26 protein-coding genes are annotated in these 26,017 nt (G+C 70.0%); 19 read left to right on the plus strand and 7 right to left on the minus strand.

Going from position 1 to position 26,017, the window contains the following annotated elements; all coding sequences use genetic code 11:
- Positions 1-93 precede the first annotated feature (93 nt).
- The 4 genes from AQJ27_RS53920 to AQJ27_RS47155 all read left to right on the plus strand — a co-directional run bounded on the left by AQJ27_RS53920 (position 94) and on the right by AQJ27_RS47155 (position 2,996).
- Entirely contained in the window at positions 94-402 is a 309-nt protein-coding gene (locus AQJ27_RS53920) for a helix-turn-helix transcriptional regulator (RefSeq protein WP_079065843.1), read from the plus strand.
- A gap of 304 nt (positions 403-706) precedes the next feature.
- Positions 707-1,816 carry a tyrosine-type recombinase/integrase gene (locus AQJ27_RS47145; protein ID WP_235613938.1) on the plus strand — a complete coding sequence of 370 codons (1,110 nt, stop codon included), beginning with the start codon at positions 707-709 and terminating at the stop codon, positions 1,814-1,816.
- Complete coding sequence (locus AQJ27_RS47150; protein WP_067384155.1) at positions 1,810-2,724, plus strand: HipA family kinase; 915 nt, start codon at positions 1,810-1,812, stop codon at positions 2,722-2,724. Before AQJ27_RS47145 ends, AQJ27_RS47150 begins: the two co-directional genes overlap by 7 nt.
- Positions 2,721-2,996, plus strand: coding sequence for an Rdx family protein (locus AQJ27_RS47155; RefSeq protein ID WP_054237070.1), 276 nt, complete (start codon positions 2,721-2,723; stop codon positions 2,994-2,996). Before AQJ27_RS47150 ends, AQJ27_RS47155 begins: the two co-directional genes overlap by 4 nt.
- Positions 2,997-3,009: 13 nt before the next feature.
- Here AQJ27_RS47155 and aceB read toward each other — a convergent pair whose 3' ends face one another.
- Positions 3,010-4,644, minus strand: coding sequence for a malate synthase A (gene aceB / locus AQJ27_RS47160; protein WP_067384158.1), 1,635 nt, complete (start codon positions 4,642-4,644; stop codon positions 3,010-3,012).
- A 187-nt stretch (positions 4,645-4,831) separates the two neighbouring features.
- On the minus strand, positions 4,832-5,431 hold the full coding sequence (locus tag AQJ27_RS47165; protein ID WP_067384161.1) for a nucleotidyltransferase family protein: 600 nt from the start codon (positions 5,429-5,431) through the stop codon (positions 4,832-4,834).
- Positions 5,432-5,640: 209 nt separating this feature from the next.
- Here AQJ27_RS47165 and AQJ27_RS47170 point away from each other — a divergent pair, with 209 nt between their 5' ends.
- Positions 5,641-5,958 (plus strand): DUF5955 family protein, encoded by a 318-nt coding sequence (locus tag AQJ27_RS47170; RefSeq protein ID WP_054237073.1) that lies wholly within the window; start codon positions 5,641-5,643, stop codon positions 5,956-5,958.
- Between the two features lie 42 nt (positions 5,959-6,000).
- On the opposite strand, the gene yczR is transcribed toward AQJ27_RS47170, so the two are convergent.
- Positions 6,001-7,476, minus strand: coding sequence for a MocR-like transcription factor YczR (yczR, locus tag AQJ27_RS47175; RefSeq protein ID WP_067384164.1), 1,476 nt, complete (start codon positions 7,474-7,476; stop codon positions 6,001-6,003).
- 106 nt (positions 7,477-7,582) lie between these two features.
- On the opposite strand from yczR, the gene AQJ27_RS47180 reads away from it, so the two are divergent.
- Positions 7,583-7,777 (plus strand): hypothetical protein, encoded by a 195-nt coding sequence (locus AQJ27_RS47180; protein ID WP_067384167.1) that lies wholly within the window; start codon positions 7,583-7,585, stop codon positions 7,775-7,777.
- A 213-nt stretch (positions 7,778-7,990) separates the two neighbouring features.
- Here the strand turns inward: AQJ27_RS47180 and AQJ27_RS47185 are convergent, their stop codons facing one another.
- A complete protein-coding gene (locus tag AQJ27_RS47185) occupies positions 7,991-8,794 on the minus strand; it encodes an IclR family transcriptional regulator (protein WP_067384170.1) in 804 nt (267 codons plus the stop codon).
- Between the two features lie 298 nt (positions 8,795-9,092).
- On the opposite strand from AQJ27_RS47185, the gene allB reads away from it, so the two are divergent.
- Both allB and alc read left to right on the plus strand, forming a co-directional pair.
- Positions 9,093-10,415 (plus strand): allantoinase AllB, encoded by a 1,323-nt coding sequence (gene allB, locus AQJ27_RS47190; RefSeq protein ID WP_096240528.1) that lies wholly within the window; start codon positions 9,093-9,095, stop codon positions 10,413-10,415.
- Between the two features lie 62 nt (positions 10,416-10,477).
- Positions 10,478-11,593 carry an allantoicase gene (gene alc, locus AQJ27_RS47195; RefSeq protein WP_067384176.1) on the plus strand — a complete coding sequence of 372 codons (1,116 nt, stop codon included), beginning with the start codon at positions 10,478-10,480 and terminating at the stop codon, positions 11,591-11,593.
- 34 nt (positions 11,594-11,627) lie between these two features.
- Here the strand turns inward: alc and AQJ27_RS47200 are convergent, their stop codons facing one another.
- Positions 11,628-12,635, minus strand: a complete 1,008-nt coding sequence (locus tag AQJ27_RS47200) for a magnesium transporter CorA family protein (protein ID WP_079065831.1) — start codon at positions 12,633-12,635, stop codon at positions 11,628-11,630.
- Between the two features lie 198 nt (positions 12,636-12,833).
- Between AQJ27_RS47200 and AQJ27_RS47205 the strand changes: the two genes are divergently transcribed.
- Together AQJ27_RS47205 and AQJ27_RS47210 are read left to right on the plus strand one after the other, a co-directional pair.
- Positions 12,834-13,226 carry a guanyl-specific ribonuclease gene (locus AQJ27_RS47205; RefSeq protein ID WP_067384179.1) on the plus strand — a complete coding sequence of 131 codons (393 nt, stop codon included), beginning with the start codon at positions 12,834-12,836 and terminating at the stop codon, positions 13,224-13,226.
- Between the two features lie 254 nt (positions 13,227-13,480).
- Complete coding sequence (locus tag AQJ27_RS47210; RefSeq protein ID WP_235613941.1) at positions 13,481-14,710, plus strand: sensor histidine kinase; 1,230 nt, start codon at positions 13,481-13,483, stop codon at positions 14,708-14,710.
- A 205-nt stretch (positions 14,711-14,915) separates the two neighbouring features.
- On the opposite strand, the gene AQJ27_RS47215 is transcribed toward AQJ27_RS47210, so the two are convergent.
- Positions 14,916-15,944: an aldo/keto reductase gene (locus tag AQJ27_RS47215; protein ID WP_067384185.1), complete on the minus strand. Its 1,029-nt coding sequence runs from the start codon at positions 15,942-15,944 to the stop codon at positions 14,916-14,918.
- Positions 15,945-16,058: 114 nt separating this feature from the next.
- Between AQJ27_RS47215 and AQJ27_RS47220 the strand changes: the two genes are divergently transcribed.
- Entirely contained in the window at positions 16,059-16,733 is a 675-nt protein-coding gene (locus tag AQJ27_RS47220) for a response regulator transcription factor (protein WP_079065832.1), read from the plus strand.
- Positions 16,734-16,774: 41 nt separating this feature from the next.
- A complete protein-coding gene (locus AQJ27_RS47225) occupies positions 16,775-17,947 on the plus strand; it encodes a cytochrome P450 family protein (protein WP_067384191.1) in 1,173 nt (390 codons plus the stop codon).
- 82 nt (positions 17,948-18,029) lie between these two features.
- Here the strand turns inward: AQJ27_RS47225 and AQJ27_RS47230 are convergent, their stop codons facing one another.
- Complete coding sequence (locus AQJ27_RS47230) at positions 18,030-19,040, minus strand: Gfo/Idh/MocA family protein (protein WP_067384194.1); 1,011 nt, start codon at positions 19,038-19,040, stop codon at positions 18,030-18,032.
- 128 nt (positions 19,041-19,168) lie between these two features.
- Here AQJ27_RS47230 and AQJ27_RS47235 point away from each other — a divergent pair, with 128 nt between their 5' ends.
- The 7 genes from AQJ27_RS47235 to AQJ27_RS47265 all read left to right on the plus strand — a co-directional run bounded on the left by AQJ27_RS47235 (position 19,169) and on the right by AQJ27_RS47265 (position 25,981).
- Positions 19,169-19,906: a GntR family transcriptional regulator gene (locus AQJ27_RS47235; protein WP_060898451.1), complete on the plus strand. Its 738-nt coding sequence runs from the start codon at positions 19,169-19,171 to the stop codon at positions 19,904-19,906.
- A gap of 149 nt (positions 19,907-20,055) precedes the next feature.
- A complete protein-coding gene (locus AQJ27_RS47240) occupies positions 20,056-21,048 on the plus strand; it encodes a sugar ABC transporter substrate-binding protein (RefSeq protein ID WP_067384197.1) in 993 nt (330 codons plus the stop codon).
- A 140-nt stretch (positions 21,049-21,188) separates the two neighbouring features.
- Positions 21,189-22,193 carry a sugar ABC transporter substrate-binding protein gene (locus AQJ27_RS47245; RefSeq protein WP_067384200.1) on the plus strand — a complete coding sequence of 335 codons (1,005 nt, stop codon included), beginning with the start codon at positions 21,189-21,191 and terminating at the stop codon, positions 22,191-22,193.
- Positions 22,190-23,251, plus strand: coding sequence for an ABC transporter permease (locus AQJ27_RS47250; protein WP_067384203.1), 1,062 nt, complete (start codon positions 22,190-22,192; stop codon positions 23,249-23,251). The genes AQJ27_RS47245 and AQJ27_RS47250 overlap by 4 nt, the downstream gene beginning before the upstream one ends.
- 17 nt (positions 23,252-23,268) lie before the next feature.
- On the plus strand, positions 23,269-24,093 hold the full coding sequence (locus tag AQJ27_RS47255; RefSeq protein ID WP_067384241.1) for an ATP-binding cassette domain-containing protein: 825 nt from the start codon (positions 23,269-23,271) through the stop codon (positions 24,091-24,093).
- 164 nt (positions 24,094-24,257) lie between these two features.
- Complete coding sequence (locus AQJ27_RS47260) at positions 24,258-25,403, plus strand: ROK family glucokinase (protein WP_067384206.1); 1,146 nt, start codon at positions 24,258-24,260, stop codon at positions 25,401-25,403.
- A complete protein-coding gene (locus tag AQJ27_RS47265) occupies positions 25,400-25,981 on the plus strand; it encodes a sugar kinase (protein ID WP_067384208.1) in 582 nt (193 codons plus the stop codon). Before AQJ27_RS47260 ends, AQJ27_RS47265 begins: the two co-directional genes overlap by 4 nt.
- The last annotated feature ends 36 nt before the right edge of the window (positions 25,982-26,017 follow it).

Here is a 26,017-nt window from a genome sequence, read left to right on the forward strand (position 1 = left end):
GCAGATCGGGACAAACCTCTTGCCTAGCGCGAGCGCAACATAGGCCACCATCGCCGGTTAGCCAAACCGGTGATCGTGGTGACCATTACTTCCATGCCTACAAGATCGCTGCCTCTTCCATCTGCCGCACCCGCTCCTGCGGGCGCCGCACGCGCCGCATTCCTCAACGTCAAGGATGCCGCCGAGTACCTCGGCCTCTCCCCGCACACGCTCTACGTCTGGCGCCACCGGCGGCAGGGACCGCCGAGCTTCCGCATGGGTCCACGAGGCCGCGTCATGTACAGGCTGGAAGTCCTCGACGCCTGGGTTTGGGAGCAGGAGCAGGCCGATTCGCGGTCGAATGCGGCCCTCAACCCGCTGAGCTCAGCTCCGCAGCATCGCGATAGCGGCCCCAGCGCCTGACGCGCCGTATGTCGTTGAACGCCGCTTTCACCTCCCCTCGAATAAGGAGACTCACCTGGCCGGCTACATAGAAGACCGTTGGATCAAGAAGAAGAAGGACCCGGTAACCGGGAAACGAGAGCGAACCGCCCGCTACGGCAAGGGGAAGCGATACAAGGCCGCCGGCATACCTGGGGTCCGGGACCGATCCTTCGACACCCTGGAGGACGCCAAGGCGTGGCTTCGTCGGGCAGCCACGGACGAGGAGCGGGGCGAGTTCGTAGACCCGCGCGACGGATCCATCACGCTGGCCGACTACATCGCGATGCACTGGGCGCCGGGCAGAGGCGGTGTTCCGAAGACCCAGGACAACCAGGAGCGGAGGGCACGCCTTCACATCATTCCGCACCTGGGGCAACTCCCCCTCAGGAACATCACGGCGGCGGACCTGCGAGCGTACATAGCCAAGTTGGAGTCAACCGTCTCCTCGGTCGACTACCAGCGCGGCATCCTGTCCGAACTCTCCTCAATTCTGGAGGCGGCCGTTGATGACAAGCGGCTCGCCGGGAACCCCATGCACGCGAAGTCCGTGCGGTGGCCCAAGGCGCCACAGGAGCGACGCGACGCTTGGCCGTTGGCGACGGCGATGCGAGTCCGCGACGTCATCAACCCGCGCAATCGGATAACCGTCGTCCTCGGTCTGGGATGCGGGCTTCGTCAGGGCGAGGTGTTCGGATTGAGCCCGGAGGACGTCGACTACGCGAGAGGAGTGATTCATGTCCGCCGCCAAGTCCAGGCGCTCAAGGGGAGGCTGTACTTCGCCCTGCCGAAGGGGAAGAAGACCCGTGTCGTCGACATGCCCTCCTCGGTGGCCGAGGAGCTGAAGCGCCATGTCGAGGCGTTTCCGCCGGTGAAGGTAGAGCTCCCGTGGGGAAGGCCGGAGGCGGAGGGGCAGCGAAAGAAGTTCGCTCTGCTGGTCACTACGCGATTCGGCAACGCCATTGCGGTGAACGCGTGGAACACCTACACCTGGAAGCCCGCGTTGGCCAAGGCAGGAATCATCCCGCCGCGCGCCGAGGGGGCGAAGAACTGGCAGTGGGAGGCGGCGCCGAAGGACGGCTTCCACGTGCTGCGGCATACCTACGCCTCCATCATGCTGGAGGCGGGAGAGTCCGTAGTGACCGTGGCGCGGTGGCTCGGGCACTCCTCGCCAGCGATCACCCTCGGTTACTATGCTCACTTCATGTCGGAGGCCGGAAGCAAGGGCCGGACGGCCATTGACGGACTGCTGGGGAGGCCGGGGGATCTGCATGCCAGTGGAAACTCCCCAGCATTCTCCCCAGGGCTGATGATGGATACTTCTCGCTGTTGCGCACGCCTGAGGTTGGGTGTGGATTGTAAGGCTAAAGAGAAGAATGGCCTGAGAAAATGCTGAGAGAGGTCACTGCAACCCGCTACATCACACCCCTGCGGGCCGGTGGTTCCGTGCCCGGAGTCGTCGAGGCCGATGACCTGGGGACGTACGTCGTGAAGTTCACGGGCTCCGCGCAGGGCCGCAAGGCGCTGGTCGCCGAGGTGATCGTCGGTGAGCTGGCGCGCGCCCTCGGGCTGCGCTTCCCCGAGCTGGTCCTCGTCCACTTCGACCCGGCCGTCGCCGAGCACGAGCCGCACCAGGAGGTCCAGGACCTGCTGCGCGTCAGTGCGGGGATCAACCTCGGCATGGACTATCTGCCGGGCGCGAAGGACTTCACCCCGGAGACGGCCAGGACGTTCCCCGTCGACCCGCTGGAGGCGGGCAAGGTGATCTGGCTGGATGCCCTCACGGTCAACGTGGACCGCACGGTGCACAGCTCGAACCTGATGGTCTGGCCGACGTTCGGCATCGCGCCCCCGCGGCTGTGGCTGATCGACCACGGCGCCGCCCTCGTCTTCCACCACCGCTGGGACGCCTCGGCACCGGAGAAGGCGTACGACTTCCGCAACCACGCCCTCGGCGGCTACGCCCCGGACACCCGCGCCGCCGACGCGGAACTGGCGCCCAAGGTGACGGAGGAGCTGCTGCGCGAGGTCACCGCCGCGGTGCCGGACGCCTGGCTGGCGGAAGAACCCGGTTTCGCGACCCCGGACGAGGCGCGCGAGGCCTACGTCCGCTATCTCCTCGCCCGTGTGAAGGCCTCCGCGGACTGGCTCCCCAGGGACTTCCCGAGCCGTGAACAGCTCGCGGCCGAGGACGCGGACCGCGCGACGAAAACCCAGCAGGGCCGCCCGAACTGGCTCAAGCGGGTCCCCGACCTGCACGGCAAACCGGCGGCGGAACAGGATTGGTCGGTGCACCTCGGATGACAGACGTCCAGCGCGTCCAGATCGAATACTGCACCCAGTGCCGGTGGCTGCCCCGCGCGGCCTGGCTGGCCCAGGAGCTGCTCACCACCTTCGAGACGGAACTCACCGAGCTGTCCCTGAAGCCCGGCACCGGCGGCGTGTTCGTCGTCCGCGTGAACGACGAGGTGGTCTGGGACCGGCGCGAGCAGGGCTTCCCGGAACCGACGGCCGTGAAGAAGCTTGTACGCGACCGAGTGGCCCCGGGAAGGTCCCTGGGCCACTCGGACAAGTGAGCCGCCTCGGAGGTCAGCCCCTGAGCTGCTCGTACGCCGGCAGCGTCAGGAAGTCGGCGTAGTTCTCGTCGAGAGCGACCTCCAGGAGCAGGTCGTGGGCCTGCTGCCAGTGGCCGGCCGCGAAGGCCTCCTCACCGATCTCGGCGCGGATGTTCGCCAGCTCCTCGGCCGCGACCTCGCGGGCCAGCTCCGGGGTGGCCTTCACGGTGTTCCCCGCGTGCTCGAACTCGACACCCGCGTTGATCCACTGCCAGATCTGCGAGCGGGAGATCTCGGCGGTGGCCGCGTCCTCCATGAGGTTGAAGATGGCGACCGCGCCGAGCCCGCGCAGCCAGGCCTCGATGTAACGGATACCGACCTGGACCGCGTTGACCAGACCGTCGTACGTCGGCCTGGCGTCGAGGGAGTCGACGGCGATCAGGTCCCCGGCGGCGACCGACACGTCCTCGCGCAGCCGGTCCTTCTGGTTCGGCTTCTCGCCGAGGACGGCGTCGAAGGAGGCCATCGCGATCGGGACCAGGTCCGGGTGGGCCACCCACGAGCCGTCGAAACCGTCGCCCGCCTCGCGGTCCTTGTCGGCCTTGACCTTCTCGAAGGCGACCTTGTTGACCTCTTCGTCGCGCCGGGAGGGGATGAACGCCGCCATGCCGCCGATCGCGTGCGCGCCGCGCTTGTGGCAGGTGCGGACGAGGAGTTCGGTGTAGGCACGCATGAACGGGGCCGTCATCGTCACCGCGTTGCGGTCAGGCAGCACGAACTTCTGGCCGCCGTCACGGAAGTTCTTGACGATGGAGAAGAGGTAGTCCCAGCGACCCGCGTTCAACCCGGAGGCGTGGTCGCGGAGTTCGTAGAGGATCTCCTCCATCTCGTACGCCGCCGTGATCGTCTCGATCAGGACGGTCGCGCGGACGGTGCCCTGCGGGATGCCGACGTAGTCCTGCGCGAAGACGAAGACGTCGTTCCAGAGGCGGGCCTCCAGATGCGACTCCGTCTTCGGGAGGTAGAAGTACGGGCCCTTGCCGAGGTCGAGCAGGCGCTGCGCGTTGTGGAAGAAGTACAGGCCGAAGTCGACGAGCGCGCCGGGGACGGGGGTGCCGTCCGCGTCGACGAGGTGACGCTCGTTCAGATGCCAGCCGCGTGGCCGCATGACGACCGTCGCGAGCTCGTCGTTCGCCTTCAGGGCGTACGACTTCCCGGACTTCGGGTCCGTGAAGTCGATGCTGCGGGTGTACGCGTCGATCAGGTTGAGCTGACCGGTGACCACGTTCTCCCAGGTGGGCGCCGAGGCGTCCTCGAAGTCCGCGAGCCACACCTTCGCGCCCGAGTTGAGGGCGTTGATGGTCATCTTGCGGTCGGTGGGGCCGGTGATCTCGACACGGCGGTCGTTCAGGGCGGCCGGAGCGGGGGCCACCTTCCAGGAGTCGTCCGCGCGGATGGCTGCGGTCTGGGGGAGGAAGTCGAGCGTGGAGGTGCGGGCGATCTCGGCGCGGCGCTCCGCGCGGCGGGCAAGGAGCTCGTCACGCCGGGGCGTGAACAACCGGTGCAGCTCGGCCACGAAGGCGAGGGCCGCGTCGGTGAGGACCTCTTCCTGCCGGGGCAGGGGCTCGGCGTCGACGATGGCCAGCGGAGACGGCGCTGGTGCGGACATGAGCTGTCACTTCCTTCAGCGAGCGTGGCACCGGGTGCCAGGCGACCCGGGTGGGGCGATCAGCGCCTGGAGAGCAGCCCGGCGCTTCTGAACAGTGGATAGTAGTTTCCTCATGGTGGAAGTTCAATGGTTTGTTGATGTCGAGATTCTCCAGGTCGAGGCACCGTGGCGCTCAGTGCCACGCCGTTCACTCAAGGTGTCCCAGATCGTCCTCCGTGTCGATGTCGTACGGCTCAGCCACGTCACCGCACTCGACGAGCGTGATCGCCGCCTCGTGCTCCTTCAGATAGGCGCGTGCCCCCCGGTCACCGGTGGCACTCGCCGCGACACCGGCCCAGTGGGCGGCGCCGAAGAGGACGGGATGGCCGCGCACGCCGTCGTACGCCGCGGAAACCAGCGAGGTGTCGTCCTGGTAGCCGGCGAGCACCCGCGCGACCGCCCGCGGCCCGATGCCGGGCTGGTCGACCAGCGAGACCAGTGCCGCCCGCGCGCCCGTGCCGGCGAGCGAGCCGAGCCCGGCCCGTAGTGACGAACCCATGCCGTGCTCCCACTCCGGGTTGTCCACGAGCACACACCCGTCGAGCCGCGCCCGCTCCCGTACGGCGTCGGCCCGCGCCCCCAGCACCACGTGGACGCGCGTGCACCCGGCCGCGCGCAGCACCCCCACCGCGTACTCCACGAGGGGGCGCCCCCGGTGTTCGAGCAGCGCCTTGGGCCGCCCGCCGAGCCGTCGCCCCCCGCCCGCCGCGAGAAGCAGCCCGGCCACCTGGTCTTCTTCGTGCGTCATACGTCGTCTTCCCTCTGCGTCATACCTCCTGCATACCGGACCCGGCGCCGAGGGCACGGTCTCGCGGGGCTGAATTTCGGTCCCCGCGGTGGCGCCACCGCATCGGGTGGCGTTTACTGGCCCGCGTCCCCCGGCGCCCGACCATCGCCATGGGGTGTGGGACAGACCGGCGAAGGGCGTGCGCACAAGGACGTGCGAGGGGGCGAGCTGTGTTGCGGAGCTTGGGACAGAGGCCAGTGACCGGCAGCGACGAGGATCCGAGGGTGGCGGAACTGCGGACCGCCGTCTCCCGGCTGCGCCGTGAACTCGCCACGCATCCGGCCGAGTTCCCCGACCGGGGCATCGCCGAGGACGAGCTCGCCGCGCTCGCGGCGATGGCCCTCAGCGGCATGCCCGAGATACCCCGGCTGCGCCGCTCCCTGCTGCTGATCGCGGGCGCGATCGGCTCGGTCAGCGCGCTGTCGACCGGCCTCGCGGGCGTACGCAGCGCGGTGGAGCTGTTCGGGGAGCCGCCCCGGCGCCCTTGAGGGGGCCCGAGCCTTCTCCGGGGTGTGTCTCCGGAGTGCTGCTCACACCACCCACTGCGGGCGGGACGCCTCCGCTCCGGCCGCGTTGAGCCCGCTGTCCAGGGCGGTCGTGAGCCGGAGTACGGCCTCCTCGAGCACCTCGGACGGCAGGGTGTAGGGGAAGCGCAGCCGGTGTTCATGGGTGCCCGGGTCGGCGCCGAAGCGGGCACCGCCCTCGATGCGCAGGCCCTGGGCCAGGGCCGCGCGGGCCAGCGACGAGGCGATCGGGCGGCCCAGGTCGATCCACAGCGTCAGCCCGCCGGGCGGCAACTGCCAGCGCCAGTCGGGGAGATGACGGGCCAGTGAGTCAGCGAGCGCGTCCCGCTGGGCGCGCAGCCGCGGCAGCCGCTCGCGCAGCACCTCGTCCGTGCGCGCCAGCAGTCCGAGCCCGACCAACTGGTCGAGGACCGAACCACTCTTGTCCGCGGGCACCCGCGCGGTCGCCAGCTCCGTGATCAGCCGGGATCCCGCCCGCACCCAGCCGAGGCGCAGCCCGCCCCAGTGCGTCTTGCTCAACGACCCCACGGTCACGACCTGTTCACCCATCCCGCGCGGTGCGAGCGAGGCGAACGGCGGGGCTCCGGGAACATCCAGCGCGAGGTCCGTCATCGTCTCGTCGATCACCAGCCAGGTGCCGGTCGCGCGCGCCGACTCGAGCACGGACAGGCGCTGTTCGGGCGGCATCAGATGGCCCGTCGGATTGTGGAAGTCGGGGATCAGATACGCGAGCCGTGGCGCCGCCTGTCGCAGTGCGCTGTCGATCAGCTCCGGGTCCCAGCCCTCCGCCGTGACGGGAACGGGAGCGGTGCGCAGTCCGACGCGGCGCATCGCGTCGAGCGCGTTCGGATACAAGGGGTTCTCGACCAGGATCCGGTCACCGGGCCGACCGAGCAGCCCGAGCGTCAGCGAAAGGGCCTGCTGCGCCCCGTTCGTGATGAGGATCTGGTCCGGCAGCGTCGGCAGCCCGCGCCGGGTGAACCGTTCGGCGACGGCGGCCCTCAACTCCGGGATCCCATAGGGGTGAAAGCCGGGTGTCGAGGCCCGCTGGGCCAGCAGGACGCCCGCCTCCGCGAAGGCCGCGGCGAGCTCCGCCTCGGGCGCGCCGGGCGCCGCGATGGCCAGGTCGATCACCCCGTCCTCGGCCGAGAAGGAGGCCACATTGGCAGGGCGGTGGCCGTCGGGCAGCTCCGTCCACGTCCCCGCGCCCCGCCGGCTCCGCGCGAACCCGTCCTCCCGCAGCAGGTCGTACGCCGCCGTCACCGTGGCCCGGCTGACCGTGAGCGCGGAGGCCAGCTCGCGCTCGGCGGGCAGCCGGACATGCAGCGCGATCCGACCGTCGAGGAGCAGCCTGCGTACACCTTCGGCGAGCGCGCGATACCCGGGGCGGCCGTCGGGGTGGGGCACGGCGGACAGCAGCGCGGCGAGCTGCCGGCTTCCCAGCGTCCTGTCCATTCCGTGGACCACCGGTCCGTTCACCATGCCAACTCCCTTGCATTGGCCCTGTGGGGCAGGCCAATCAGCGTACAGACTTCGGGGACCAGGGGAAATCGTCCCACCGCATTGGCCTGGGAAGGGGAGTGGAGCGATGTCGATCGACACCGGAGACGTCTGCGGGAAGGGGAGCCTCCCCGGCGACGGAAGCGACCACCGCCTCACCGATCGTGGGGAGCGGGAGATGCAGCGGCGCCAGGAGGAGCGGATGCCGGGGGTGCCCGTGCGGGAGTGGGTGCGCAGGCTGACCGCGGGGCGCCTCGCCACCCGTGTCGGTGGGGGCTCGTAGGGCCGCGGTCCGGCGCCGGGTGTCGGCGCACGCCGCTGCCCGGTCCTGACGGTGGCCGCCCCGGCTCTAGGACCTGTCCGGCGGATCATGCCGCGGACGCGGGGCTTGGCGGCATCGAGACGCGGGGCTTGGCAGCATCGATGAGACCCCGCCCGTTTCCTGCGACCTGATCCGCCGGACAGGCCCTGGCGCGCCGCGAACGGCGTCAGGTCGTCAGGCCGTCGGGCCTGAGCTCGCCAGCGCCTCCGACAGTTCCGCCGCGACCTGCTGGAGCACGGGCACGATCTTCTCCGTGGCCACGTCCGTGACCCGGCCCGCGGGACCGGAGATCGAGATGGCGGCGGCTGTGGGGGAGTCGGGGACCGAGACGGCGAGGCAGCGCACGCCGATCTCCTGCTCGTTGTCGTCCACCGCGTAACCGAGCCGGCGCACCTCCTCCAGCGCGGTGAGGAAGCCGTCCGGGGTGGTGATCGTCTTGTCCGTCGCGGCGGGCATGCCGGTACGGGCGAGCAGCGCGCGCACCTCGTCCGCCGGGGTGTTCGCGAGCAGGGCCTTGCCCACGCCCGTGGAGTGCGGCAGCACCCGGCGGCCCACCTCGGTGAACATGCGCATCGAGTGCTTGGAGGGCACCTGGGCCACGTACACGATCTCGTCCCCGTCGAGCAGCGCCATGTTCGCGGTCTCGCCGGTCTCCTCGACCAGACGGGCGAGATAGGGGCGCGCCCAGGTGCCGAGCAGCCGGGAGGCGGACTCGCCCAGGCGGATCAGGCGGGGGCCGAGCGCGTACCTGCGGTTCGCCTGCTGGCGCACGTAACCGCAGGCCACGAGCGTGCGCATGAGGCGGTGGATGGTGGGCAGCGGCAGCCCGCTGCTCACCGAGAGCTCGCTCAGGCCGACCTCCCCGCCGGCGTCGGCCATGCGCTCGAGCAGGTCGAAGGCGCGCTCGAGGGACTGGACACCACCGCTCGGGGCGGCTGACTTGGCGTCGTCGGAGGTGCTGGCGCTGGACGCAGGCACGGCGCGGTCCTTTCAGGGCTGACAGGCAGTGATGCAGCCTACCCGGGACTTGGTTGACTCCTTGGGGCTACGTAGCTAAGTTCTGCTCTGTGGAATTCTAATTCCATTCCGTGGAAATATCCAGAGGGGTGCGTTCGGGGGCAGGGTGGAGGGGTGAGCCCTTGACGACGCGAGGGCTTGAGTGAAGACTCCTTCAACAGAACGTTGAATTCCGTTACGTGGAAGTTAACTGCGGCAGCGGGAGTCGACAGCGGCAGAGAGAGGGGTCCGGGTGTCCGACGTCGGATGGGTCGAACTGATGCTGCGCTCGACGCGCGTCATCACTCCCGAAGGGACGCGCGCCGCCACGGTCGCGGTCGCCGCGGGCAGGATCACGGCCGTGCTCGCGTACGACGCCGAGGTGCCGCCCGGCGCCCGCCTGGAGGACTTCGGCGGCGACGTCCTCCTGCCGGGCCTGGTCGACACCCATGTGCACGTCAACGACCCCGGCCGTACCGAGTGGGAGGGCTTCTGGACCGCGACGCGCGCCGCCGCGGCCGGCGGCATCACCACCCTGGTCGACATGCCGCTCAACTCCCTCCCGCCGACGACCACGGCCGACCACCTCCGTACGAAGCAGGACGTCGCCCGTTCCAAGGCGCACATCGACGTCGGCTTCTGGGGCGGTGCCCTCCCCGACAACGTCAAGCACCTGCGCCCGCTGCACGACGCGGGAGTCTTCGGCTTCAAGGCCTTCCTGTCGCCGTCCGGCGTGGACGAGTTCCCCGAGCTGGACCAGGAGCAACTGGCCCGGTCCCTGGCCGAGATCGCCGCGTTCGACGGCCTGCTCATCGTGCACGCCGAGGATCCGCACCACCTCGCCGCCGCCCCTCAGAAGGGCGGCCGGAAATACGCCGACTTCCTGGCCTCGCGCCCGCGCGACGCAGAGGACACCGCCATCGGCAACCTCATCGCGCAGGCCGAACGCCTTCACGCGCGTGTGCACGTGCTGCACCTGTCGTCCTCCGACGCGCTGCCCCTGATCGCCGACGCCAAACGTGCGGGCGTGCGGATCACGGTGGAGACCTGCCCCCACTACCTGACCCTGACGGCGGAGGAAGTCCCGGACGGGGCGAGCGAGTTCAAGTGCTGCCCGCCCATCCGCGAGGCCGCCAACCAGGACCTGCTGTGGCAGGCGCTGGCCGACGGCACGATCGACTGCGTCGTCACCGACCACTCGCCGTCCACGGCCGACCTGAAGACGGACGACTTCGCGACCGCCTGGGGCGGTATCTCCGGGCTCCAGCTGAGCCTGTCGGCGGTCTGGACGGAGGCCCGCAAGCGCGGCCACAGCCTGGAGGACGTGGTCCGCTGGATGTCCACGCGCACCGCCCGACTCGTCGGCCTGGACTCCCGCAAGGGCGCCATCGCGGTGGGCCTTGACGCCGACTTCGCCGTCCTCGCCCCCGACGAGACCTTCACCGTGGATCCCGCCGCGCTGCAGCACCGCAACCGGGTCACGGCCTACGCCGGCCGAACGCTCAGCGGGGTCGTGAAGTCCACCTGGCTGCGGGGCGAGCGCATCGTGGCCGACGGCGAGTTCGGCGCCCCCCGCGGCGAACTCCTGACGCGCACCCCGTAGTCCTCGAACGAACCCGCACCCGCCCCCGTAGCGGCCGACCTCGAAAGGCAGACCTGATCAACGTGACGGCGATTCCTCACTTCACCGGCGACGCGAACCCCTACGGAGGCGGCGACCCGTACGCGGACCACCGCACCGCCGACTTTCCCTTCACCCAGTACGCCAACCTCGCGGACCGGCAGCTCGGCGCCGGGGTCATCGCCGCCAACGACGAGTTCTTCGCCCAGCGCGAGAACCTCCTGCTGCCCGGGCGGGCCGAGTTCGACCCCGAGCACTTCGGGCACAAGGGCAAGGTCATGGACGGCTGGGAGACCCGGCGGCGCCGCGGCGCCTCGGCCGAGCACCCGTGGCCGACGGCCGAGGACCACGACTGGGCGCTCGTCCGGCTCGGCGCACCCGGTGTCGTACGCGGAGTGGTGGTCGACACGGCCCACTTCCGCGGCAACTACCCCCAGGCGGTGTCGGTCGAGGGTGCCTCGGTGCCCGGCTCCCCGTCACCGGAGGAGCTCCTCGCGGACGACGTGAAGTGGACGACGCTCGTACCGCGCACGGCGGTCGGCGGTCACGCCGCCAACGGCTTCGCCGTCTCCGTCGAGCAGCGCTTCACCCACCTCCGCGTCAACCAGCACCCCGACGGCGGCATCGCCCGGCTGCGCGTGCACGGCGAGGTCGTGGCCGACCCGGAGTGGCTCTCCGCGCTCGGCACCTTCGACGTTCTCGCCCTGGAGAACGGCGGCCGGGTCGAGGACGCCTCCAACCTCTTCTACTCACCCGCCACGAACACCATCCAGCCGGGGCGCTCCCGCAAGATGGACGACGGCTGGGAGACCCGCCGCCGCCGCGACCAGGGCAACGACTGGATCCGATACCAGGTGGTCGCCCAGTCCGAGATCCGCGCCCTGGAGATCGACACGGCGTACCTGAAGGGCAACAGCGCCGGCTGGGCGTCGGTGTCGGTGAAGGACGGCGACGACGGCGACTGGACGGAGATCCTCCCCCGTACCCGCCTCCAGCCCGACACCAACCACCGCTTCGTCCTCGCCGCGCCCGTGATCGGGACCCACGCGCGCGTGGACATCTTCCCCGACGGAGGCATCTCCCGCCTGCGTCTGTTCGGCTCCCTCACGGAGGAGGGCGCCACGGCCCTGACGGCCAGGTACCAGGAGCTCGGCGGCTGAGGCCGCGCTGGGCCGGGGCTCCGGCGGGCTGCGATCAGGACCGGTCGTCGGCGGCGTCGCGGGTACGGCTGTCGCGCAACTGCCGCCAGTGCGTGCGGTACAGCACGTAGTACAGGGCGACGACCACGGCACCCACCTGGAGGCCCACGCCGAACTCCAGGAAGGAGTCCTCGCTCATCAGCCGGTTGGTGAGGTAGGCGAAGTTCATGCCGAAGAAGCCGGTCAGGAACGACAGCGGCAAGAAGATCATCGAGACGATCGTGAGTCTGTTGATCACGACGTTCTGCTGATCGGCGACGAGTGACGCGTAGCTGGTCGCGGCCCGCCGGGCCGCGTCCCGCAGCGCCTCGATCTCCACGAGGACCAGCTGCACGGTGTGCTCGTGCAGCCGGTTCATCGCCTGCCGCTCCTCCGAGAGGTGGTGATCCGCCATCCTGCGGCGCACCAGGATCTCCTGGGCGACCGCGGCGTACGGCAGGAACGCGCGATGCAGATGGGCCGCGCGCCGTCGCAGTTGGGCCAGCCGTTGGACATGCTCCGGCTGCCGCCGCTCGAACATCGCCTCCTCCAGGTCCTCGACCTCCAGATGGGCCTGCGTGACGGCCCGGCGAAAGGTCTGCAGGACCCCTTGCAGAAACAGGAACAGCGTCGTCACCACGTCGGGGGGCAGGTCCTGAGGCAACTGGTCGATGAAGGCCTCGATCAGTTCGACGGGCCCGTGATGCACCGTGATGAAGCGGCGCTGGTCGGCAAGGACATGGATATGCGTGACCTCGTTGCCGCGGACCACCGGAACGACGCCGATGGCAGTCCCGTCGTGGTACTCGGCCCGGACGTGCTCGTCCGCTCTGCCGAGCCACTCGCCGGCCGCGTCGTCCAGTCCGAGCCGACGGGAGAGCGGCTCCTCGTCGGGCGGGGGGTCGACTCCCAGGTCGATGTCCACGATCACGAAGCCGGAGGTCGCCGTGAGGCGCTCCCGGGCCTGTGCCAGACCGGTGCGCGCGACGACGCCCTCCGGCATCGACACCACCGAAACGATCATCGCCCCTCACCGTGGATGGCGTCGTGTGCGCACTGCACCGTCCCTCGGCACACTACCGCCGAAGGCCCCGCGAGCAGCTGACCGCGCACGGCGTCGTGTCGGGCTTCGTTAACTCCCGGAAAATTCATCGGACTTGACGGGCGAAATCCTCTGTCTTGACATTGACATGCCAGGGTCTACGCGCGTCATCCTAGAGCCATGAGATTCCCCCCACGAATCACTCGTATCGGCGCCCTGGTCGCCTTCACGTCCGCGCTGCTCATCGGCGGCACCACCGTGGTCCCCGCCAACGCGGCGGCCACCGCCGTGGGCAGCATCTGCTACAGCAAGCTGCCGTCGCAGGCGTACGACACGTTGGACCTGATCGCGTCCGGCGGTCCCTTCCCGTACTCGCAGGACGGGGTCGTCTTCCAGAACCGAGAGGGTGTCCTGCCCTCCCAGTCCACCGGGTACTACCACGAGTACACCGTCATCACGCCGGGCTCCTCGACGCGTGGCGCCAAGCGCATCGTGACCGGCAAGAAGACGCAGGAGGACTACTACACCTCGGACCACTACGTCACGTTCAAGCTGATCAACTTCGGCTGCTGAGTCGAGGGCTTCGCGTGCGACTGGTTTGACCGCTTCATCTGCTTCATCTGCGTCAACCGGTTTGACCGTTCTGCCGCTTTGCGGAAGATCCTCGCCCCGCGGTTCCCCCCACGTTCATGGGCCGCGGGGCGAGGTGCGTCCGAACGAAAGTATGCGGCGCCGCTACTTTGGTCGACGATCACCGCCGCGGGGGAGCTGTCCGCGGGGCGGGCCTCGTAGATTTGTCGACCGTGAGTGGTGACAATCCGGTGCCGATGGCACCCGTTCTGCCCGGGCGGCGCTGGCTGCTGCCGTCGGCCGTGGTCGCGGAGCTCGACCCCGAGCGGACGGGGCGGGGCGGACGGCCCCGGCGTACCGCGCGTGACTGGATAGTCGACTTCGGCTGCTTCGTGCTGGCCGTCGTCATCGGGGCGATGGCCGCGCACACGCTGACCCGCGACCCGGACACCCCGCACGCCCTCGCCGTCGTCGACCAGTGGATCGGTGGACTCGCCTGCCTCGCCGTGTGGTCGCGCCGCCGGTGGCCGCTGGGGCTGGCCGTGGCGATGATCCCCGTCGGACTGCTCTCGACCACCGCCGGCGGCGCAGGCCTGGTCGCCCTCTTCACCCTCGCCGTGCACCGGCCCCTCAAGTACGTGGGCGGGGTCGCCGGTCTCCAGTTCGCCCTGCTTCCGCTCTACTTCTGGCTGCGCCCCGATCCCGATCTGTCCTACGCCGCCGCCATCGCCGTCACCGCGCTGCTGACCCTGGCGGTCGTCGGCTGGGGCATGTTCGTACGGTCCAAGCGGCAGCTCATGCTGAGTCTGCGGGACCGGGCACGGCGGGCCGAGACGGAGGCCGCGCTGCGGGCCGAGCAGGCGCAGCGGCTGGCGCGCGAGGCGATCGCGCGCGAGATGCACGATGTGCTCGCGCACCGGCTGACGCTGTTGAGCGTGCACGCCGGGGCGCTGGAGTTCCGGCCGGACGCGCCTCGCGAGGAGGTCGCGCGGGCCGCCGGGGTGATCCGGGAGAGCGCGCACGAGGCCCTGCAGGATCTGCGGGAGATCATCGGGGTGCTGCGGGCGGGCGACTCCGACGACGCGGGGCGGCCGCAGCCGACGCTCGGCGCGTTGGACGCGCTGGTCTCCGAGTCGCGTGAGGCGGGGATGAAGGTGGCCCTGGATCTGCGGGTCGCCGATGCCGCGGCTGTGCCCGCGTCCGTCGGGCGGACCGTGTATCGCATCGCCCAGGAAGGGCTGACGAACGCTCGTAAGCACGCTCCGGGGGCCGAGGTCACGGTGGGTGTCTCGGGGGCCCCGGGTGACGGTGTGAGTGTGTCCGTGCGCAACCCCGCCCCTCCGGGGGAGGTGCCGCATGTGCCGGGTTCCGGGCAGGGGCTGATCGGGCTGACCGAGCGGGCCACTCTGGCCGGGGGACGACTGGAGCACGGGTCCGACGGGGATGGGGGCTTCTTGGTGCGGGCGTGGCTGCCGTGGGGTGGGTGAGTGTGGGGGTGCGCCCGCGGTTGCGTGGGTGATCGTGAGGTGCGCCCGCGGTCGCGGGGTGGGTCGGGGCCGTGGCGGTGCGTCGAGCCCGTCGCCGCCGGATCAGACGTGGGCCGGGAAGCGAGCCGCTGCTCGTCCGAACGTGAGCGACGGGCTTGCGACGCACCGCCACGGCCCCTTGCGTCGTATTGCGGCTGCGGGTGTGTCACGGGGTGCGGGGGACTACTCGGTGGCCTGCGGTGCCGTATACCCAGCTTGCTGTTTCGTTGATGAAGTCCGTCGGGAAGCCTGTGCGGAAGGCGGTGGCCTCCTCCAGGTTGGTCAGTATGTGGTCGGGGAGGGTGAGTTCGCTTGCGCCCAGGTTGTCGGTGAGCTGGGTGACGTGGCGGGCGCCGACGATGGGGTGGACGGTGGGGGAGTGGGCCATGGTCCAGGCGATGGCCACCTGGGCGGGGGAGGCGCCGAGTTCGTCGGCCGCCGACTGGACCGCTTCGGCCACGGTCCGTTCGAGTTCACCGATCGCCTCGGGGGAGAGGCGGGTCGCCGTGCCGGGGGCTATGCCGCCCGGACGTGTGTACTTGCCCGACAGGACGCCGTTGTGCAGCGGGCTCCACGCGGCCACTGACATGCCGAGGGTCTCCGCCATGGGGAGGAGCTCGCGCTCCGCGTCGCGGCTGAGCAGGCTGTAGGGCACCTGGAGCGCGGCGAAGGGGGACCAACCCCGCCACTCGGCAAGGGTGTTGGCTCGCGAGACCACCCAGGCCGGCGCGTCCGAGATACCCACGTACAGGACCTTGCCGGACCGTACGGCGTCGTCCAGGGCGCGCATGGTCTCCTCGACCGGTGTGTTCCGGTCCCAGATGTGCACCCAGTAGACGTCGATGTAGTCCGTGTCGAGGCGCCGCAGGCTCGTCTCCAGGGAGAGAGCGAGGTTCTTGCGGTGGTTCCCGGCGGCGTTCGGGTCGGTGCCGTCACGGGAGACGGTGTACTTGGTGGAGAGGACGAAACGGTCACGTCGGCCTCTGAGTAACTCCCCCACGATCTCCTCGCTGGCGCCGCCGCGGTAGTTGACGGCCGTGTCCACCACGTTGCCGCCCGCCTCCGCGTACGTGTCGAGGATCCGCGCGCACTCCTCCTTCGGCGCTCCCACCCCGCCCTGTTCCCCGAACGTCATGGCACCGAGGAACAGCTCCGAGACGCGTAGGCCGGTCCTGCCCAAGAGCCGATAGCGCACTGAACTCCTCACTCCTGGGAGCGACCCCGTCGAGACTGTCCTGGCGGCCGACGGTAGTCGTTCGTCGCGGCCGAGGCGTGGGTAATGCCCTGGCGGGCACCTACGGTAGGCACCATGAATGCGATCCGGCTGCTTCTCGTCGACGACGATCCGCTGGTCAGGGCCGGCCTGTCCTTCATGATGGGCGGCGCCGACGACATCGAGATCGTCGGCGAGGCCGCGGACGGCGGCGAGGTCGAGGCGCTCGTCGACCGCACCCGCCCGGACGTCGTCCTGATGGACATCCGGATGCCGGTGATCGACGGAATCACGGCCACCGAACGGCTGCGGGGGCGCGAGGACGCGCCGCAGATCGTGGTCCTCACCACGTTTCACGCCGACGACCAGGTGTTGCGGGCGCTGCGCGCGGGTGCCGCCGGGTTCGTCCTCAAGGACACGCCGCCTGTGGAGATCCTCGACGCGGTACGCCGGGTCGCGGCCGGTGATCCCGTGCTCTCGCCCGCCGTCACCCGCCAGTTGATGGAGCACGCGGCCGGTGGGACGCCGGGCGGGCGGCGTAGCGGCGCCCGGGACCGGATCGGCACGCTCAACGACCGTGAACGCGAGGTCGCCGTGGGCGTCGGCCGGGGCTCCTCCAATGCCGAGATCGCCGCCGAGCTGTACATGAGCGTCGCCACCGTCAAGACCCATGTCTCGCGGATCCTCGCCAAGCTGAGCCTCAACAACCGTGTGCAGATCGCCCTGTTGACGTACGACGCGGGACTTCTGGAGGGAGACGACGGGCACTGAGCGTGGGGCCCGTGCGTTGGAAGGACAACGGGAGGGGAACCATGATCGACCTGGGGGAGTACGGCGAGGGGTTCACGAGGAACCCGTATCCGGTGTACGCGGAGCTGCGCGAGCGCGGCCCCGTCCACTGGGTGCGGACACCGCAGCCGGGTGCGTACGAGGGCTGGCTCGTCGTCGGGTACGAGGAGGCGCGGGCCGCGCTCGCCGACCCGAGGCTCTCCAAGGACCCGAGGAGAGGGGGGTGGAGCTCGCTCGAAGAGGAGTTGATGGGCCGCTATGTGCTGATCGCCGACCCGCCGGAGCACACCCGGCTGCGCTCCCTCGTCACGGGCGCGTTCACCATGCGGCGGGTGGAGGCGCTGCGCCCGCGCGTCCAGCAGATCACCGACGAACTGCTGGACGAGATGCTGCCGAAGGGGGGCGCCGACCTCGTCGACTCGTTCGCCTATCCGCTGCCGATCACCGTCATCTGCGAGCTGCTCGGCGTCCCGGACATCGACCGGGTGGCGTTCCGCGCGATGTCGAACGAGATCGTGACGCCGACCGACGGCGATTCCGAGCTGGCCGCCGTCCGGCAGCTGGCCGCCTATCTCGATGAGCTGATCGAGGACAAGCGGTGCACGGCACCCGGCGACGACCTCCTGAGCGACCTCATCCGCACCCGGGCCGAGGACGGCGACCGGCTCTCCCGCGACGAGTTGCGCGGGATGGCGTTCATCCTGCTGGTCGCGGGCCACGAGACCACGGTCAACTTGATCACGAACGGTGTGTACGCCCTGCTCACCCACCCCGGCCAACTGGCCGCGCTGCGGGCCGACATGACGCTCCTCGACGGCGCGGTGGAGGAGGTGCTGCGCTTCGAGGGACCGGTCGAGACGGCGACGTACCGCTATGCGGCGGAGCCGTTGGAGATCGGTGGCAGGGCCATCGCGTCGGGTGACCAGGTGATGATCGGGCTCGACGCCGCGAACCATGACGGGGCGCACTGCCCGGATCCGGACCGCTTCGACCTCCACCGCGCCCCGCAGGGCCATCTCTCCTTCGGGCACGGCATCCACTACTGCCTCGGCGCGCCGCTGGCCCGTCTCGAAGCCCGGGTCGCGCTGCGCTCCCTGCTGGAGAGATGCCCGGATCTCGCGCTGGACGGGCCCCCTGGTGACTGGCTCTCCGGCATGCTGATGCGCGGTCTGCGCAGCCTGCCGGTGCGCTGGTGAGTGGTGGTGCGTGGGGGTGAGTGGAGGGGTGAGGGGTGATGGTGGTGCGGCTTCGGGTGGGCGGCGGCACCGACGTGTCCGCTCAGTCCCGTCTGCCGGGGATCTCCGCCAGATACACCGGGCGTCTCTCCAGCCGCGACAGCTCGCAGGCCTCGGCGATGCGCAGTGCGTGCAGGGCCTCCTGCCCGTCGCAGGGGTTGGCGCGTTCGCCGCGCACGACGTCGACGAAGGCGGCGAGCTCGGCCTCGTAGGCAGGGCCGAAGCGCTCCAGGAAACCGGTCCACGGCTTGTCGGCGGCCGGTGGTCCGGCCGGTTCGGTGGAGGCGATCGGCGTACGGTCGTCCAGGCCGACGCCGATCTGGTCCAGCTCGCCGGCCAGCTCCATGCGTACGTCGTAGCCCGCGCCGTTCAGCCGGGTCGCGGTCGCCGTGGCGAGCGTGCCGTCGTCCAGGGTGAGGACGGCGGCGGCCGTGTCGATGTCATGCGCCTCACGGAACATCGAGGGCCCGGCGTCGGAGCCCATCGCGTACACCTCGACGACCTCGCGGCCGGTGATCCAGCGCAGCATGTCGAAGTCATGGACGAGGCAGTCGCGGTACATGCCGCCGGAGATCGGGAGGTACGCGGCCGGGGGCGGCGACTGGTCGGAGGTCATCGCGCGGATCGTGTGCAGCCGTCCGAGCCGCCCCGAGCGCACCGCCTCGCGCGCGGTCGCGTAGCCCGTGTCGAAGCGGCGCTGGAAACCCAGCTGCAGGACCGTGCGGGCCGCGTCGACCTCGGCGAGCGCGGACAGCGTGCCGGGCAGATCGACGGCGATGGGCTTCTCGCAGAACACCGGGAGCCCCATGCGCGCTGCCCTGCCGATCAGTTCGCCGTGCGCCGAGGTGGCCGCCGTGATCACCACGGCGTCCACACCCCAGGTGAAGATCTCGTCCACGCTGGGCGCCGCCGTCGCGCCCAACCGGTCCGCGACCGCATGCGCCCTCACCGAGTCCGCGTCCGTGACGATGAGGGAGCCGACCTCGCGGTGGCGGTTGAGAACGGTCGCGTGAAATGTGCCGATACGACCCGTTCCGATAAGTCCGATGCGCATGGGAACAAAGTGAGGGCCCACCAGGCGCGCTGTCAATGCTTTGTCCGGACAATCGAACTACACAACTTCCCGTCAACATCTCCCGGAGCTACGCTCGGCCCGTGCCGAAACCAGAAGAGGATCCGACCGTGTCGCTCCAGCTCAGCGTCGACCGCAGCAGCCCGGTCCCGCTGTACTTCCAGCTGTCCCAACAGCTGGAGGCGGCGATCGAGCACGGGACCCTGACCCCGGGCAGCCTTCTCGGCAACGAGATCGAGCTCGCGGGGCGCCTCGGGCTGTCCCGTCCCACGGTCCGCCAGGCCATCCAGTCCCTCGTCGACAAGGGTCTGCTGGTGCGCCGCCGCGGTGTCGGCACCCAGGTCGTGCACAGCCAGGTCAAGCGGCCCCTGGAGCTCAGCAGTCTGTACGACGACCTGGAGGCGGCCGGGCAGCGTCCCGCGACCCGGGTGCTCGTCAACACCGTCGTACCGGCGTCCGCCGAGGTCGCGGCCGCTCTGGGCGTGGCCGAGGGCAGTGACGTGCACCGGGTGGAGCGGTTGCGGCTCGCCCACGGGGAGCCGATGGCGTACCTCTGCAACTATCTGCCCCCGGAGCTGCTGGAGCTGGACAGCGAGCAGATGGAGGCCACCGGTCTGTACCGGCTGATGCGGGCCGCGGGCATCACGCTGCACAGCGCCCGCCAGTCCGTCGGCGCCCGTGCGGCCACCGCGGAGGAGGGAGAGCGGCTCGGTGAGCCCGAGGGGGCACCGCTGCTCACCATGCAGCGGACCACCTTCGACGACACCGGACGTGCGGTGGAGTTCGGCAGTCACATGTACCGCGCCTCGCGCTATTCCTTCGAATTCCAGCTCCTCGTGCGGCCGTGAAGCGGTCGTGAAGGGGTGGTGAATCGGCTTCGGCGAGGCCGAATTTGAATCGTAGGAATGTTCTAAAAAGTCCATTGACTGGTGTGCGGGCGCAAAGCTAGAACTCCCCTCAGCCGCAAAGGTGCGGCGGAAAAGAGGGTGTTCCGACCATGCGTACAGCCCGAACGGCAGCGGCGGTGATCGCAGTGATCGCGCTCGCGGCCGGCTGCAGCAACTCCGGTGGCAAGGACTCCGAGAACAAGGCGAGCGCCGGCGGGAGCGGTGGCAAGGCCGCGAGTACGCCCCGTCTGAAGATCGCGATGGTGACGCACTCCGGCGAGGGCGACACCTTCTGGGACATCGTGCAGAGCGGAGCCAAGCAGGCGGCGAGCAAGGACAACGTCGACTTCCTGTACTCGAACGACAAGGAAGCGGGCGGGCAGGCCCAGCTCGTTCAGGCCGCCATCGACAAGAAGGTCGACGGGATCGTCGTCACCCTGGCCAAGCCCGATGCCATGAAGGACGTCCTCGCCAAGGCCGAGCAGGCGGGCATCCCGGTCGTCACGATCAACTCCGGTGCCGAGTTCTCCAAGCAGTTCGGGGCGCTCGCGCACTTCGGCCAGGACGAGTCGGTCGCCGGTGAGGCCGTCGGCGAGGAGCTGAACAACCGGGGCCTGAAGAAGGCCGTCTGCGTCATCCACGAGCAGGGCAACGTCTCGCTGGAGCAGCGCTGCGCGGGCGTGAAGAAGACCTTCAAGGGCACGGTCGAGAACCTCAACGTCGACGGCACCAACGCCCCCGCCACCCAGTCCTCCATCGAGGCGAAGCTCCAGGCCACCAAGGGCATCGACGCCGTCGTCACCCTGGGTGCCCCGATCGCCGCCGTCGCGGTGAAGGCCAAGGCCGACGCGGGCAGCAAGGCGGAGATAGACACCTTCGACCTGAACGCCGAGGTGGTCAAGCGCCTCCAGGCCAAGGAGGTCGGCTTCGCGGTCGACCAGCAGCCCTACCTCCAGGGGTACGAGGCCATCGACATGCTGTGGCTCTACAAGACCAACGGCGACATCCTCGGCGGCGGCAAGACGGTCCTGACCGGCCCGGCCATCATCACCGAGAAGGACGCCTCGACCCTCGGGAAGTACACCGCGCGCGGGACCCGCTGATGGGGTGCACGATCCCAGTGTTCGATACTTGGGCGTTTGGGGCCGGCGAGATGTCGGCCCCCGGGGCCTGCGGAACGGCCCGCCGGGCCGCTTCGCGGGCCCCGGCGCACCAAGGAACACAGCAAGAAGGGCACGGCCTCGTGGCACGGACTCGGACCTGGGTAAGCATCGCGCTCGCAGGGGCGCTGGGGGTGTCCCTCGCGGGATGCAGCAGCACCGGCGGGAAGCGGGCCGAGGATGCCCGTAAGGCGGCGGCGGCCCAGGGCAGGGCCGCGGTGAACACGCCCAAGTGGACCTTCGCGATGATCACCCATTCGGGCGATGGCGACACGTTCTGGGACATCGTGCAGAACGGCGCCAAGCAGGCCGCGGTCAAGGACAACATCAACTTCCTGTACTCGCACAACGCCGAGGCGCAGCAGCAGGCGCAGCTCGTCGACGCCGCCGTGGACAAGCAGGTCGACGGCATCATCGTCACGCTGGCCAAGCCGGACGCGATGAAGGCCGCCGTCGCGCGTGCCGAGAAGGCCGGCATTCCCGTGATCACGGTGAACTCCGGCTCCGAGCAGTCCAAGGCGTTCGGCGCGCTCGCGCACATCGGGCAGGACGAGACGATCGCCGGTGAGGCGGTGGGCGAGGAGCTGAACAAGCGGGGCCGCAAGAAGGCCCTGTGCATCCTGCACGAGCAGGGCAACGTCGGTCACGAGCAGCGCTGCGCGGGCGTCAAGAGCACCTTCCACGGCACCGTGGAGAACCTCTACGTCCAGGGCACCAGCATGCCCGACGTACAGTCCTCCATCGGCGCCAAGCTGCAGGCCGACAAGTCCATCGACACGGTCGTCACGCTCGGCGCCCCGTACGCGGACACCGCGGTGAAGGCGAAGGCCGACGCGGGCAGCAAGGCCGAGATCGACACCTTCGACCTCAACGCGAAGGTGGCCTCGGAGCTCAAGGACGGCACACTCGGCTTCGCGGTCGACCAGCAGCCCTACCTCCAGGGGTACGAGGCCGTGGACCTGCTGTGGCTCTACAAGTACAACGCCGATGTCCTCGGCGGCGGCAAGCCGGTCCTCACCGGCCCGCAGATCATCACCAAGGATCAGGCCGCCGCGCTCGAGGAGTACACCAAGCGGGGGACCCGATGAGCGCCACTGCGCCTGCACCCGCGCCGTCGCCCGACACCAAGGTCGACGAGCGCCTCCTGAAGACCTCGCCCCTGCGCAGACTCATGGGCCGGCCCGAGCTCGGCTCCGTGGTCGGCGCGATCGCGGTCTTCCTCTTCTTCGCGATCTTCGCCGACAGCTTCGTACGGGCCGCGAGCCTCAGCACGGTGCTGTACGCCTCCTCGACGATCGGCATCATGGCCGTACCGGTCGCGCTGCTGATGATCGGCGGCGAGTTCGACCTCTCCGCGGGCGTCATGGTGACCAGCTCCGCGCTGATCTCCTCGATGTTCAGCTACCAGATGACCGCGAACGTCTGGGTCGGCGTCCTCGTCTCGCTGGTCGTCACGCTGGCGATCGGCGTCTTCAACGGCGTCATGCTGACCCGCACGGACCCGCCGAGCTTCATCATCACGCTCGGTACCTTCCTGATGCTGACCGGTATGAACCTCGGCTTCACCAAGCTGATCAGCGGCACGGTGTCCACGAAGTCGATCTCCGACATGCAGGGCTTCTCCTCGGCCAGGGACGTCTTCGCCTCGACGCTCACCATCGGCGGCGTCGACTTCAAGATCACCATCCTGTGGTGGCTGGCCTTGGTCGTCGTCGCCACCTGGATCCTGCTGCGCACCCGCTTCGGCAACTGGATCTACGCCGTCGGCGGTGGCGAGGAAGCGGCCCGCGCGGTCGGCGTCCCGGTCAACAAGACGAAGATCGGCCTCTACATGGGTGTCGCCTTCGGCGCCTGGATCTCCGGACAGCACCTGCTGTTCTCGTTCGACGTCGTGCAGTCCGGCGAGGGCGTCGGCAACGAGCTGATCTACATCATCGCGGCCGTCATCGGCGGCTGTCTGATCACCGGCGGCTACGGCTCCGCGGTCGGCGCGGCGGTCGGCGCGCTGATCTTCGGCATGGTGAGCAAGGGCATCGTGTTCGCCGAGTGGAACCCGGACTGGTTCAAGTTCTTCCTGGGAGTGATGCTGCTCCTGGCGACCCTGCTCAACCACTGGGTCCGCAAGCGCGCGGAGGCGACGGCATGACGACGGACGGCGACGGCATGACGACGGACGCGGGAAAGACGACCGGCACGGCCGCCACGGAACGCGCGGCGCTCGTCGAACTCGACGACGTCAGCAAGTACTACGGCAACATCCGAGCCCTCGAAGGCGTCTCGCTGGTGGTGCACGCGGGGGAGATCTCGTGCGTGCTCGGCGACAACGGCGCGGGCAAGTCCACGCTGATCAAGATCATCGCGGGCCTGCACCAGCACGACGCGGGCACCCTGAGCATCGAGGGCGAGGAGACCCGGCTCACCTCCCCGCGCGAGGCCCTGGACCGGGGTATCGCCACCGTGTACCAGGACCTCGCCGTGGTCCCGCTGATGCCGGTGTGGCGGAACTTCTTCCTCGGCTCCGAGCTGTCGAGGGGCACGGGCCCCTTCAAGCGCATGGACGTCGACCGCATGCGCAGGACCACCCACGCGGAGCTGCTGCGCATGGGCATCGACCTGCGTGACGTCGACCAGCCCATCGGCACGCTCTCCGGCGGTGAGCGCCAGTGCGTGGCGATCGCCCGCGCCGTCCACTTCGGCGCCAAGGTCCTCGTCCTCGACGAGCCCACCGCCGCGCTCGGCGTGAAGCAGTCCGGCGTCGTCCTCAAGTACGTGGCCGCCGCGCGGGACGCCGGCCTCGGCGTGGTTCTCATCACTCACAACCCGCACCACGCGTATCTGGTGGGCGACCGTTTCGTCCTCCTGAAGCGCGGCGCCATGTTCGGCAGCCACACCCGCGACGAGATCACCCTCGACGAGCTGACCCGCCAGATGGCGGGCGGCAGCGAGCTGGACGACCTCCGGCACGAGCTGGAGCGGAGCGCTTCTTAAGGAGCGCCTCCTAGGGGGCGCGGGGAACTGTGCGACCAGCCACATACGGCCCGCAGCTCACAGGCGGCCCAAGGCTCTCCAGGGCGCTCCGGCGGAGCGCCCTGGAGAGCTCAGGGGGGACTCCGCCATGCGCCCCCCTGGCACGGTGAGGCAGAATCGGCCCGATGAGCACCTACCGCGACCTCGCACACCGCGGCTCCGCGCGGGCCACCGTCCTGCGGACCGTAGGGACGCGTGAACGCCGTTCCCACCTGACGGCACCCCGCGTCCCCACCGTCGGTATCGACATCGGCGGCACGAAGGTGATGGCGGGCGTCGTCGACGCCGACGGCAACATCCTGGAGAAGCTCCGCGCCGAGACGCCGGACAAGTCCAAGAGCCCCAAGGTCGTCGAGGACACCATCGTGGAGCTGGTCCTGGACCTCTCGGACCGGCACGACGTGCACGCCGTGGGCATCGGTGCGGCAGGCTGGGTCGACGCCGAGCGCAACCGCATCCTGTTCGCTCCCCACCTGTCCTGGCGCAACGAGCCCCTGCGCGACCGTCTCGCCGGACGGCTCGCCGTTCCCGTCCTGGTGGACAACGACGCCAACACCGCCGCCTGGGCGGAGTGGCGGTTCGGCGCGGGCCGTGGCGAGGACAACCTCGTCATGATCACGCTCGGCACCGGCATCGGCGGCGCGCTGCTGGAGGACGGCCAGGTCAAGCGCGGCAAGTTCGGCGTCGCGGGCGAGTTCGGCCATATGCAGGTGGTCCCCGGCGGCCACCGCTGCGCGTGCGGCAACCGCGGCTGCTGGGAGCAGTACAGCTCGGGCAACGCGCTGGTCCGCGAGGCCCGCGAACTCGCCGCCGCGGACTCCCCGGTCGCGTACGGGATCATCGAGCACGTCAAGGGCAACATCGGCGACATCACCGGCCCGATGATCACCGAGCTCGCCCGCGAGGGCGACGCCATGTGCGTCGAGCTGCTCCAGGACATCGGCCAGTGGCTCGGCGTCGGCATCGCCAACCTGGCGGCGGCCCTTGACCCCTCCTGCTTCGTCATCGGCGGCGGCGTCAGCGCGGCCGACGACCTCCTCATCGGCCCCGCGCGCGACGCCTTCCGCCGCCACCTGACGGGCCGCGGCTACCGCCCCGAGGCCCGCATCGCCCGCGCTCAGCTCGGCCCCGAGGCCGGCATGGTCGGCGCCGCCGACCTCGCCCGCCTCGTCGCCCGCCGCTTCCGCCGCGCCAAGCGCCGCCGTGTGGAGCGCTACGAGCGGTACGAGCGCTACTCCGAGTCCCGCCGTACGACCCAGGGGACGCTGTGACGGCCTCGCTGCCGCGCCAGGCCTCACCTCCGGACGAGCCCCGGCGCCCGCCGGAGGACCCGCGCCACAAGTTCCGCCGCCGTGCCCTGACGCTGCTGATCATCGTGCTGCTCATCGGCGTCCCGGCCGGCTACCTGGTGATCTCCGCCAATCAGAGCCGCGACAGCGGCAAGCAGAAGGAGGAGAAGTACTCGGCGACCGGCCTCACCGTGGGCTGGCCCTCGCGCGTCCAGCGCCGCCTCTACCAGGTGCCCATCCCGCTGAACGCCGTCGCCGTCGCCTCCTACGAGACGAACAACTGGAAGACCAGCCGCTTCTACGTGCAGTTCGCCACCAACGGCCCGGGCCTGGAGCAGTTCCTCGCAGAGATCGGCACCAGCCGGGACAAACTGCGCAAGAACGACATCGCCATCAGTGCCCGCGACCAGAAGGTCGTCGGCTGGAAGTTCACGGGCCCCGGCTCGTGGTGGGGCCTCGCCCACGAACAGAAGGACCCGGCGCCCACCCAGGACATCGTCGTGAACTGGCCCCAGCCCGGGCGCGCCATGGTCTACGTCGTCTCCCGCACGATCCCCTGAGCCGCCCCGGCCCCGCGCCGGGGCCACCGTCGGGAC

Origin of the sequence: Streptomyces olivochromogenes, assembly GCF_001514115.1 — a bacterium.
GTDB lineage: Bacteria > Actinomycetota > Actinomycetes > Streptomycetales > Streptomycetaceae > Streptomyces > Streptomyces olivochromogenes.